Genomic DNA, 11795 nt, shown 5'->3' on the forward strand with positions numbered 1-11795 from the left:
AGGTAGACGAGGGTCTCGAACCATAAGTATTGGCCGCCCATCTCCCATCATTTATGCCTGCAAACCGACGAATTCGGGAGACGCCGAGGGGACTCGGTAGAACCCGTCTCTCACCGGAACGCTGGTTCCATCAGGGGTAAACTCAAAGTCACCCGGCACGTTCTTTGTGAGTATGCAACACCCAGGACCGCCGCAGTTCATGGCTGTCGGCGAGTCAGTACAACTCGCGCCTCGTGACCCCGACCCCGACGCCGACTACTCGTGGCGGGTTCGGAGTGCGCCGGTCGCCAGCAGCCTCGAACTCGACGCCGACACCGCAGTCGTACAGTTCACGCCCGACGCGGCCGGTCGCTACGTCGTCGAACTCGACGCGCCCAACGCGACGCACACGCTCACCGTCCGGGTCTTTCCCGGTTCCTACCTGCCCGCCGGCTCCGTCAGGAGCGGCGCGAGCGGGATGAGCGGGATGAGCGGCTACAGCGGACAGAGCGGCTCCGCGCGCCCGACGGGGTTCAGCGGCGGCGCGTCCGGCTCCGGAAGCGGTGCCGGCGACGCCCAGCGGGGACAGGGAGGCCGTCCTCGAATCAGGCTCGACGCGACCGTCGAAGACGGTGTGGTCGTCGTCCGCGCTGACCCGCAACCGAACCCCGACAGCGACACCGTCCGCGACGACCTCGTGGTCGAGTTCGTCGTCGACGACCGCGACGAGGTCGACGACGCGGCCGTCGAGACCGACGGCTGGGAGCTCCGCGTCCCGCTTTCGGCGGTCGGCGACCGACTCCGCGTCCACGCGGTCGCCCTCGACGAGACGTACAGCGTGCCCGACACCGTGACCGTCGAGCGCGAGGCCGTCGCCGACGGCGGGTTCGCCGAGGCGGAGACAGAAGCGGTCCAGACCGACGTAACGGGCCACGCCGACGGCTCCGGCGCGCGGAACGCGTCCATCTCCCGCCCCAACGACCCGCCGAAGTGGGCACAGGAGGTGACGCTCTACGAGATTTACGTCCGCGGCTACGCCTCGGACGACGAGGACGCCGACAACACCTTCGAGGCGCTCGAAAAGCGTCTCGACTACCTCGAATCGCTCGGCGTCGACTGTCTGTGGCTCACGCCCGTCCTCCAGAACGACCACGCGCCCCACGGCTACAACATCGTGGACTTCTACGACATCGCGGAGGACCTCGGCACCCGCGAGGACTACGAGCAGTTCGTCGAGGCCGCCCACGACCACGGCATGAAGGTGCTTTTCGACCTCGTGCTCAACCACTCCGCCCGCGCCCACCCGTTCTTCGAAGACGCCTACAAGAACCCCGACTCGGAGTACTACGACTGGTACGAGTGGCAGGAGAGCGGCGAACCGGGCACCTACTTCGACTGGGAGTACATCGCCAACTTCGACCACCGGAACCTCGAAGTCCGCCGGTACCTGCTCGACGCGGTTGACATGTGGGCCGAGGTGGTCGACGGCTTTCGCTGCGACATGGCGTGGGCCGTCCCCGACACGTTCTGGCAGGAGATTCGCGACCGCGTGAAGGCGAAAGACCCCGAGTTCCTGCTTCTGGACGAGACTATCCCGTACATCGCCGACTTCCACGAGGGCATGTTCGACATGCACTTCGACACGACGCTGTACTTCACGCTCCGGCAGGTCGGCCGCGGCGACGAGCCCGCCGAACGAATCCTCGACGCCATCGAACAGCGCACGCAGGTCGGCTTCCCCGACCACGCGGCGTTCATGCTTTACCTCGAAAACCACGACGAGACGCGCTACATCGTCGAGTGCGGCGAGGACGAGGCGCTGGCCGCCGCGGGCGCGCTGTTTACGCTCCCCGGCGTGCCGATGGTCTACGGCGGACAGGAAATCGGCCAGCGCGGCCGGCGCGACGCCCTCGCGTGGGACCACGCCCGCGACGACATCCGCGAGCACTACGAGCGCCTCATCGAGGTCCGCGACGAGACGCCCGCGCTCCGGTACGACGGGACGTTCCGCCGCATCGACTACGAAGCCGACTCCGACAGCGCGGTCGCGTTCGTCCGCGACCACGACGACGGCTCATACCTCTGTGCGCTCAACTTCGCCCCCGGCGCGACCACGGTCGACGTCGGCGACCTCGCGGTCGACGCGACCGACATCGTCTCCGGTGACTCCGTCGCCGCCGAGGGCGGCATCCGCGTCGACGACGTGGTCGTCTGCCCGCTCGCGTAACGCCCCGCACGTCCCGTTTCCACGCTCGCGTCGTCTCCGATTTCGCTTCCACCTCCGATTTCGTCGTCGTTCGACCCGACCAGCCCGATTCACCATGAACACGAACTCCCCCTCCCGACCCTGCACGCCGACCGTACCGGCGGCTGGGAACCGACGTTAGTCGCTCCCGGCGTCGAGGAACTCGACGACTCAACCGCCTCGACCGACCCGCTCGCGGCCGCACTCACCAACGGGGCGGCCGTCATCTGGCGACGCGACCTGTAACGGTCGCCGAGAACTCACCACCAGATTCATATTCTCGGGGTGTTTTTGGACATATGTCCACGGTACAACTCGGTATATTATCGAATAATATTGGTAATATTGTTTCTATTTGGCCCAGTTCTCTAAACATTCGATAAGTGTTTATGGGGCATTGTGGGCAGAGCTTTTCAATTAGAACTCTGTGCTATCCGCTACATGATGTCCAAACCGATGCAAGAAAACGGCAGAATTGTACATGATTGTGCTACTGTGGCGGGGGTAGGCGTATGGGTCTCGTAAAGATGACCAAGTGGCGGACGCTGCTTCTCGCCACTATCGGGTTCAACTTCTCGTTCCTCATCTGGTTCTCGTTCGCGCCCTTCACGGGGCCGATGGCAGAGGAGTTCGGACTCTCGCTCGCCGAAATCGGTATCTTGGCGAGCGCGGCCATCTGGCTCGCGCCGTTCGGCCGCATCCTTACCGGCTGGCTCTCAGACAAGTTCGGTGCGCCGGTGGTGTTCGCCCTCGTCCTCGGCTACGTCGGGGTGTTCTCGATGGCGAGCGCCTTCGCCGAGAGCTACACCGTGTTCTTCATCGAACGCCTCATCGTCGCCACGGCGGGCATCACGTTCGTCATCGGTATCCAGCACGTCTCCGAGTGGTTCGAAGAGGAGAACCTCGGCATGGCCGAGGGAATCTACGCCGGCGTCGGGAACGCCGGTGCCGCCGGCGGCGCGCTCATCCTGCCCCGCGTGTTCGGGCCAGACTGGAGCGGCCCCCTCTTCCAGAGCAACTGGCGGGCGGCGTTCTTCTACACCGGCATCGTCTCGATTCTGCTCGCAATCGCCTACTACTTCCTCGGCGAGGCCGCTGCGACCGACGAGCGCCGGCAGGCGACCGCCGACAACGCGACGCTCAAGCAGTGGGTCCACACCGCGACCCGGTACGGGACCGTCGCGCTCGCGCTCGCTTACATCATGAGCTTCGGTCTCGAACTCTCGATGAACGGCTGGCTCGCCACCTACTACCGCGAGGCGTTCAACACGGACAACCTCGTGCTCGCGAGCACGTTCGCGGCCACGTTCTCCATCGCGGCTGGCTTGCTCCGGCCCATTGGCGGCTACGTCAGCGACGTGCTGGCGCGCAAGGAGATGGACATTCTGCCCGTGTTCAAGGGTCGCTACCGCGAGCAGTGGACGTTCGTGTCGCTCTCGTTCATCGTCGTCGCCATGCTCGCCATGACGCTCGCCGGTCTCTCGGGGGCCGTCCTCATCGCGGTGGCCGCCGGCTTCATGGTCGGCATGGCCTGCGCGTTCGCGGAAGGCGCTATCTTCGCGCAGGTGCCGGCGATGTTCCCCAACAGCTCCGGGGCCGTCGCGGGCGTCGTCGGCGGCGTCGGTACCATCGGCGGCATCGCCTACCCGCTCGTCTACTCGTCGGTGCTCCTGCCGAACCTGCACGTCGGCTACGCGCTCGTCGCGGCGACGATGGTTCCCATCGTCCTCCTGAACGCGTGGGTCTACCGCCCGCACATCGCGAAGCGCGCGACTATCGACGGCTTCCTCGGCTCGTCGGGCACGACCGGCCCGGCGGACGACTGAGCCGCCGACCCCAACCCCGACGTTTCATTTTTTCCGACCGACTGCCCGAGAGCCGCAGGCTCTCGCTCAGGCGACGCGCGCGTCGGTCTCGACCGAGACGCCGTCGAGGTAGTCGCCGTCGGGACCGACCCATGCGCCTTCGGTCCCGCAGTCGGTGGTCAGCCGGCAGACGCGGGTCTCCGGCGGCCAGACGACCCGGACCTCGCCGCCCGAGCGCTCGACAGTCACGGTCTGCCGATAGGTGACCGTCTCGCCGAAGTCGCCGACGTAGGTCACCGCGAGGTCGACCTCGCTCGCGCCCGGCGGAATCGACAGCCGTTCTGGACCGGCGGCCAGCGGGCGGTTCGTCACGGCCACGCCGGCCGGCGTCAGCGACCACTCGACGGTCAGGTTCTCGGCCATCGCCGCGTCGTAGCGGGCGTAGCCCTCGTCGGTCTCGACGCGGACCGACACTGTGTTCGTCCCCTCGGGCGCGCCGAGCGTCGTCGTCGCCTCGACCCGCTCGCCAGCGAGCACGTCGAGTCGGGTCAGTTCTGGTTCGACGGCGTCCACCGCTCCGGTCCACGTCCCCTGATAGGTGAACCGGTACGGGGTCCGATTCGTCGCGTCGAGGACCGTGAAGTCCTGTTCGGCTCCGTCGTCGATGGCGTACACCACCGGGCCGTCGAAGCCGGGGTCGTTGCGGAGCACTTGGAAGGGATGGGCCGACCAGTCGCCGTAGGGGTCGGGGTGGAAGACGAGCGCCTTCGTCTCGTTGCCCGCCGCGGTCGAGTCGCCACCGAGGCCGATTCCGCCGTCACCGCCCCCGAGACCGCCGGTATCGATGCCCGGCACGGACGGGGTCAGCGGCGGCTGTTCGAAGCCGGCGTCGAGGAGCGGTTCGTAGGTCGCCGCGAGGTTCTCGGTTCGGAGTCGGTTCTCGTCGTAGGGTTCCTCGACGGCCTCGACCGTCACGCCGCCGGCGATAAGCGCCGAGACGAGGAGCACCGAGAAGACGACGCCGCGGGCCTCCGAGGCCGAAAAGCGGCGGTGGGCCAGCCGGCGGAGGAGGCGAGCGCCGGCGACGATTCCGGCCGCGCCGAACACCGCGAGCGGGACGAGCGCGTCGAAGTGGTAGAATGGGCCGAGGAGGTCGATGAGGCCGTTTCGGAGGCCGTTGTGCGTCCCCCAGAAGGCGGCGTTGCCGACGAACACCGAGGCGAACACGCCCGCGACGACGCAGGCGAGGGCGTCGTCGGAGAGTTCGGCGAAAGCGCGGTCGCGGCCGCCGAGGCCGTGATGGCGGCGTCTCGCGCTCCCACGGAGGCTTCGACCGGTCTTGTGACCCCACCAGCGGCGGGCGGTGACGCCGAGGCCGAACACCGCGGCGACGGTGCCGAGCCAGCCCATCGGCCCCCAGCGCGTCGCGAGCAAGTCGAGCGCCTCGACTGCGGTCTCAATCCCTAGTTCGGGCGTGTAGAAGACCTCGTAGCCGAGGATGGCCCGCTCGCCGAAGCCGATACCGTCCCGTGGGGCGAAGGCGATGTAGGGGAACGTGAGCGGGTCGCCCGTCACGACGGCGTTGTAAGCGAGCGTCAGGCCGACGAACGCGAGGCCGGGGAGCGCGATGGCGACGTACCGGCGGAAGACGACCCAGCCGGTCCCCGCACGGCGGGCGGTCGCGAGCGCCCACAGCGAGTGGGCGATGAAGGGCAGGGCGAACAGCACGGCGGTGTAGGGGCGGGCGAAGAACGCCGCGCCGACGAGCGCACCGGCGACGACGGCGTAGCCCGAGGAGTCACGGCGGGCGGCCCGGACGTAGCAGACGGCGAAGCCGAGGTTGAGCATCGTCGTCGGCGCGTACGCGAGGAACGTCGACGAAGTGAGCAGAAACAACGGCGAGAGCCCGAGCAGGCCCGCCGCGACGACGCCGGTCGTCCGGTCGAACGCGTCGGCCGCGAGCGTGTAGACCAGCGCGGCGGACACCGCGGCGATAGCTCCTAACACGAGGTTCGGAAGCCCGACGGCGAGGCCGACCGCGAACAGCGCCGGTACGGCCGGCGAGTACTTCGAGTAGAGCTGGACGCCGCCGGGGGCGCTCGGCGTCTCCTGTACCACGAAGAACCACGGTCTGACGGCCTCCGTCAGTTGGCCGGGATAGAGGAACAGCTTGCCTTCGAGGAGCATCGCGGCCTGCATGAGATAGACGCCCTCGTCGTCGTTGACGGTGTGATACGGAAAGAGGTCGACCGCGAACCACGTCACGACGAGGCCGATGAGCAGCGAGACGCCGAGCGCGGCGAGTCGTCGACGCGTTCGAGTCCGGTTGATGTCGACGGTGAAGTCGAAATCAAACGCGAGCCTGCGGACTGCGGTTCGCACGCGGTCGCCAAGCGGGAGAGAGCCGTCCGTCTTCGAGTCTCGCCGACCCATCCTCAGTCCGAGTAGGGGCCGGTTTCGGGGCGCTGTTCGCGCGGGAACCACGCGAGTTCGTGGCCGGCGTCGAGCGTCACCTCGACGCAGCCGTCGGTCGGGACGGTCTCGTCGTGGTTGTGCATACACAGCAGACTATCGCCGCCGTGGAGTTCGACCTCGTAGAGGATGGTCGGACCGAGATAGCGCTTCCCGACGACTTTGCCGTGACCCTCGCCGCCGTCGCCGCAGGGGTGCGCCGACACGTCGTCGGGGCGGACGAGAATGTCGATGTCCGTGTCGTCGTACTCGGGCGCGAGGCCGTGAATCTGGTCGCGGCCGACCGTCCCGAGTTCGGTCTCGACCACCTCGCCCGCGATGCGTCCCGGCAGGAACCCGGCGTAGCCGAGGAAGCCAGCGACGAAGCGGGACTCGGGGTGCTGGAACACCTGTTCGGGCTCGCCAATCTGTTCGAGGTCGCCGTCGTTCATCACGGCCACGCGGTCGGAGATGGACATCGCTTCTTCCTGGTCGTGGGTGACGGAGACGGCCGTCACGCCGGCCTCTTTGAGGATGCGGCGGACCTCTTCGCGCATCTGGACGCGGAGGTCCACGTCGAGGTTCGAGAAGGGCTCGTCGAGGAGCAGGATGGCCGGTTCGGGCGCGAGCGACCGGGCGAGGGCGACCCGCTGTTGCTGGCCGCCGGAGAGTTCGTCGGGGTAGCTCTCGCCTTGGGTCTCCAGCCCGACGAGATCGAGGAGGTCGCGAACGCGCTCGTCGCGCTCGGCTTCGTCGAGGTCCTTCAGGCCGAAGGCGATGTTCTCGGCCGCGGTGAGGTGCGGGAACAGCGCGAACTCCTGGAAGACGACGCCGACGCCGCGCTCTTCGGGCGCGCGGAAGGTGTCCCCGCCGGAGACGACGTTCCCGTTCAGTCGGACCTCGCCGCCGTCGGGGCGGTCGAGTCCGGCGATGAGCCGGAGCGTCGTCGTCTTCCCACAGCCCGAGGGGCCGAGGAGCGTGAGGATTTCGCCTTCCTCGACGCTGAGCGAGAGGTCGGCGATGACCGACTCGGTGCCGTAGGACTTCGAGACGCCGTCGAGTTCGAGGACGCCGCCGACGTCCTCGTCGTCGGCGTCGGAGCCGGTGGATTCCGTGCGGTTCGAGCGGTCGGTGGTCGAGAGTGTGCTATTTGACATCGTATCCCTCTTGGGTGATGATGACGAGCATCGAGAGCCCGGAGACGAAAAGCAGGATGAACGCGGGCACGACGGCTTGGCCGAAGTAGCCCTGCTCGTAGGCCGTCCAGATGTGCGTCACGAGCGTGCTGAACCCCGAGGGGCGCAGCAGGAGCGTCGCGGGCAGTTCCTTCATCGTGGTCAGGAAGACGAGCGCCGCGCCGCCGAACAGGCCGGGCGCGACGAGCGGGAGCGTCACGTGACGGAACGCCCCCGACGGGGTCTCGCCGAGCGTCCGCGCCGCCTCCGGGAGCGCGGGGTCGACCCGGAGGAACGACGCCCGGAGCGACCCGATTGCCTGCGGGAGAAAGCGGATGATGTAGGCGAATACGAGGAGGTAGAGCGTCTGGTAGATGGGCGTCGCGTAGGAGCTTCCGAAGTAGACGAGTGCCAGTCCGAGGACGACGCCCGGCACCGCGTAGCCGACGTAGGTCGCACGCTCGAAGACGGAACTCAGCCGCGAGGGGTGCCGTGCTGCGAGGTAGGCGACGGGCAGGCCGGCGAGCGTCGCCGCGCCCGCCGTCGCGGCCGCGACGAGAACCGAGTTGAGCGCGTACTCGGGCTGGAACGCGAGCGACTGACTCGTCGCGGCGACGCCCTGTGCAAGCCACGTAAAGAGGATGCCGAGCGGGACGAGAAGGGCGACGGTGGCGACGAGCGCCGCGAAGCCGAGCGCCGGGTACTTCCACTTCCCGAGCGGCATCGGACTCCCCGAGCGCCCGCCGGTCGTCGTGCGCTCGTCGCCGCGAATCTTCGATTCGAGGGTCAAGATGAGGAGCGTCACGGCGATGAGTTGGAGCGACAGGAGCGTCGCGGTGTCGCGGCCGAACGTCCCGAACTCCACGTAGATGACGCGGGTGAACGCGTCGAACTTCATGATGGCCGGCGTGCCGAAGTCCGAGAGGACGTACAGCGCCGTCAGGAGCGAACCGGCGGCGACCGCGGGGCGTATCTGCGGGACCGTTACCCGCTTGAACGACTCCCAGCGGGTGTGGTTCAGGGTCCGCGCGGCGTCGATGAGCGTGGTGTCCATCGACTTCAGCGCGGCCCGGGTGGTGATGAACACGTACGGGTACGTGTAGAGCGTCAGCACCAAAACGGCACCGGGTAACCCGTAAATTTCCGGGAGCGACTCGACCCCGAGCGGGGCCAACAGCCGCTGGAACGCCCCCCGCGGGCCGAACGCCGAGACGAAGGCGAACGCGCCGATGTAGCTCGGAATAACGAGTGGGAGCGAGACGACGACGGTCCAAAAACGCCTGAACGGCAGGTCTGTCCGGACGGTCAGATACGCCAGCGGGACGCCGAGTCCGATGCACGCGGCGGTGACGAGCGTGACGAGAACGGCGCTGTTCAGAAACACCTCGACGGTCGTCGGTCGGGTGACGAGCGCTAATGCCTCGGCGAATCCGACTTCGAGCGCGGTCTTGGCGAGCCACAGCAGCGGAACGACGACGGCGGCGGCGACGGCCCCGCTCGCGACGGTCAGGCCGAGCGGTTGCTCGTCGTCCCCCCCACCGGTCCCCGTCTGCTGTTCGGTCGCCATGTGTGAGCTACCTCAGAGAACGCCCACCTCACGCAAGAGTTCCACGGTTCCTTCGAGGTCCGAGAGCTGCGTCAGGTCGAGGCCCTCCGGCGGGCTGAGTTCGTCGATGCCCGGAAGCTCGCCGATGGGGTCGACGCCCGAGACGAGCGGGTACTCGAAGGTCGTCCGCGCGAAGTAGTCCTGCGCTTCGGCCGACAGCAGGTGGCGAACGAAGTTGCTCGCCAGTTCGGAGTCCTCGGCGGTGTCGAGGACGAGCGCGCCCGCGACGTTGAAAATCGAGCCGGCGTCGCCCGCGGTGAACGCGGTCGAAAGCGGCGCGTTCGACCGCCCGGCGAGGATGCGCTGGATGTAGTAGTGGTTGGCGAAGCCAGCGCCGATTTCGCCGTCGGCGACGGCCTGCGAGACGAGGAACTCGTCGTTGTACTCCGTGACGCCGAGGTCCTGCATCCCCTGCAGCCATTCTCTGGTCGCCTCTTCGCCCTCGAGGACGCGCATCGCCGTGATGAACGCCTGGAACGAGGAGTACGTGGGTGCCCAGCCGATGTTGTCGCGGAACGCCTCCGTGTCCGGGAAGGCCATGATGTCGTCGGGAATCCCCGACTCGTCGAACTGGTCGGTGTTGAACGGGACGGTCCGGGCGCGGCCGGAGGTTCCGGTCCACTGCCCGTCGGGGTCGTGGAACTCGTCGCGGACGAGGTCGAGCACCTCGCTCGGGAGGTCCTGCGTGCGACCCGCGTCCTTCAGCGCACCGAGCGACCCGGCGTTGACCGAGAAGAACACGTCGGCGGGACTGTTCTGTCCCTCGGTCTGAATCTGGTTGACCAGTTCGGTCGCCGAGTTGTACCGCGGACGGATGGTGAAGTCGTCGTAGTACTCCTCGAAGAAGGAGATGAGTTCGCCGACGAGCGCCTTGCCGCGGCCCGAGTAGAGCGTGAGTTCACCCGAGAGGTCGGGCATCTCCGAGACGGACACGCCGCCGGTTATATCGCGGTCGCCGAACGGGGAGCGCCCGGAACCGATCTGTCCGACGCCCTCGCTGCTGTCCGATTCGGTCGTTGTTTCCGTTTCCTCGTCGCCGCCGGTACAGCCGGCGAGCGCGCCGACCCCGAGGGCCGCCGTCGTCGCGATGAACCGGCGACGACTGTGGCCGCGAAGCTCTCGGTCGCGTTCTTGCATACATGGATTTAGGTCTCCCTAAATCATTTATACCTACCGATTCGTCGGGCGAAGCGCCCGAACCGCGGGACAAAGAGACGATTGCCGGTCCGCCGGCGCGCGTCGGTCGGCCGACCGATTGGTCACCCGTCGGGCAATCAGTCAGTCGTCGGCGGGCGCGGCGGCCCGCGGCGCTGCGAGGGCGTCGAGGCAGTCCAGCCAGTCGCGCATGTGCTCGCCGACGTAGTTGAAGAAGTCGCCGTTGCGGTAGTCGGACCAGTCGCCGTCCGCGAGGGCGTCGGCCATCGCCTCGAAGACGCCGGCGTAGCTGTCGGCGTCGTCGCCGACCGCGTCCACGACCTCCCAGAGGTGCTCGTTGAGTTCGAGCCCCGGAACCTCGTTGTTGAGGTCGTCGAACGTCGGGCGGGCGGCCTTGTTGTGCTCGCAGAGCGGGTAGCCGGTGAGCACGTCCTTGTTGAGCACGTCGGCGGCGCGCTTGAGGAACACGCCCGACCAGATGTCGTCGAAGCGGCCGACCTCCCACTCGTTGTCGTCCATCGGTAGCTGGTAGAACGCCGGGATGACCTCGCGCTCGAACGCGAGGTTCATCGAGCAGACGGTGAGGTACTGGCCCGGTTCGGCCACGAAGTCGCCGTCGAAGTCGCCGAAGTCGGTCCGGGTCTGGGCCTGCCCTTCGAGGTCGCCGTCCATCAGGATGCGGACCGCGTCGAGGTCGGGGACGTTCGTCCACAGCCCCTGCGAGGCGACCACGTCACGGAGTTCGCGCGACCCGGTCTCGACCGTCTCGTCCATCGCCGAGTAGGGGTAGCCGCGGGGGTACAGCCCGTGTTCGTCGGCGTTCTGGTAGAGGACGTTCACCCAGCGCTCGTCGCTCGACACCGACTCCACCTCGTCGGTGCGGTCGAGGTTCGCCATGTGACGGCCGAAGAAGTCCCATTCGTCGTGGGGGAGCGTGTCGTCGTCGATGAAGACGCCGTAGTCGAACTCGGGGTGCGCCCACATGTACAGCAGGCCAAAACTCGTCTGGGCGTGACTCGCCGCCGGGACGAGGTGCGCGTACTCCGAGATGTCGTGTTCGTCGTACCACTCTTCGCGGGCGGCCCCGTCGAAGACCGCGCCCGAGACGCCCTCGTCGTCCAGCATCGACTCCATTCCCTCGGTGTCGCAGAAGTCCTCCGTGACGAGGAGGACGAAGAGTCGTTCGAGGTCGAAACCGTGTTCGCGCGCGTTGTCGAAGTACGACCGCATGCACTCGTACTCCCGGATGGTCGGGACGACCACGCAGATGTCCGCGTTCATTGCTCCTATGAATTTAGGCTTCCCAAAAATAGCTGTTGGTTCGGAATAGCAGGCCTGAAATGGTGATTTAGTGATAATTTTTCGTCGAGTCGACGAGG

The 11795-nt window shown here is 67.3% G+C and carries 7 protein-coding genes; 2 read left to right on the top strand and 5 right to left on the bottom strand.

What is annotated here, in order from left to right; translation table 11 throughout:
* Positions 1 to 172 precede the first annotated feature (172 nt).
* Positions 173 to 2206, top strand: a complete 2034-nt coding sequence (gene malA, locus C5B90_RS17870; protein WP_304465972.1) for an alpha-amylase MalA — start codon at positions 173 to 175, stop codon at positions 2204 to 2206.
* A gap of 545 nt (positions 2207 to 2751) precedes the next feature.
* Positions 2752 to 4050, top strand: coding sequence for an MFS transporter (locus tag C5B90_RS17875; RefSeq protein ID WP_199517553.1), 1299 nt, complete (start codon positions 2752 to 2754; stop codon positions 4048 to 4050).
* 66 nt (positions 4051 to 4116) lie between these two features.
* Here the strand turns inward: C5B90_RS17875 and C5B90_RS17880 are convergent, their stop codons facing one another.
* From C5B90_RS17880 to C5B90_RS17900, 5 genes are all read right to left on the bottom strand, one after another.
* Positions 4117 to 6462 (bottom strand): glycosyltransferase family 39 protein, encoded by a 2346-nt coding sequence (locus C5B90_RS17880; protein WP_115883316.1) that lies wholly within the window; start codon positions 6460 to 6462, stop codon positions 4117 to 4119.
* Positions 6463 to 6464: 2 nt separating this feature from the next.
* Complete coding sequence (locus C5B90_RS17885; RefSeq protein ID WP_115883317.1) at positions 6465 to 7637, bottom strand: ABC transporter ATP-binding protein; 1173 nt, start codon at positions 7635 to 7637, stop codon at positions 6465 to 6467.
* Complete coding sequence (locus tag C5B90_RS17890) at positions 7627 to 9222, bottom strand: iron ABC transporter permease (protein WP_115883318.1); 1596 nt, start codon at positions 9220 to 9222, stop codon at positions 7627 to 7629. The genes C5B90_RS17885 and C5B90_RS17890 overlap by 11 nt, the downstream gene beginning before the upstream one ends.
* 12 nt (positions 9223 to 9234) lie before the next feature.
* Positions 9235 to 10398, bottom strand: coding sequence for an iron ABC transporter substrate-binding protein (locus C5B90_RS17895; protein WP_115883319.1), 1164 nt, complete (start codon positions 10396 to 10398; stop codon positions 9235 to 9237).
* A 141-nt stretch (positions 10399 to 10539) separates the two neighbouring features.
* Complete coding sequence (locus C5B90_RS17900) at positions 10540 to 11697, bottom strand: alpha-1 4-glucan-protein synthase (RefSeq protein ID WP_115883320.1); 1158 nt, start codon at positions 11695 to 11697, stop codon at positions 10540 to 10542.
* Between the last annotated feature and the right edge of the window lie 98 nt (positions 11698 to 11795).

It is taken from the genome of Haloferax sp. Atlit-12N, from assembly GCF_003383095.1.
Lineage (GTDB): Archaea > Halobacteriota > Halobacteria > Halobacteriales > Haloferacaceae > Haloferax.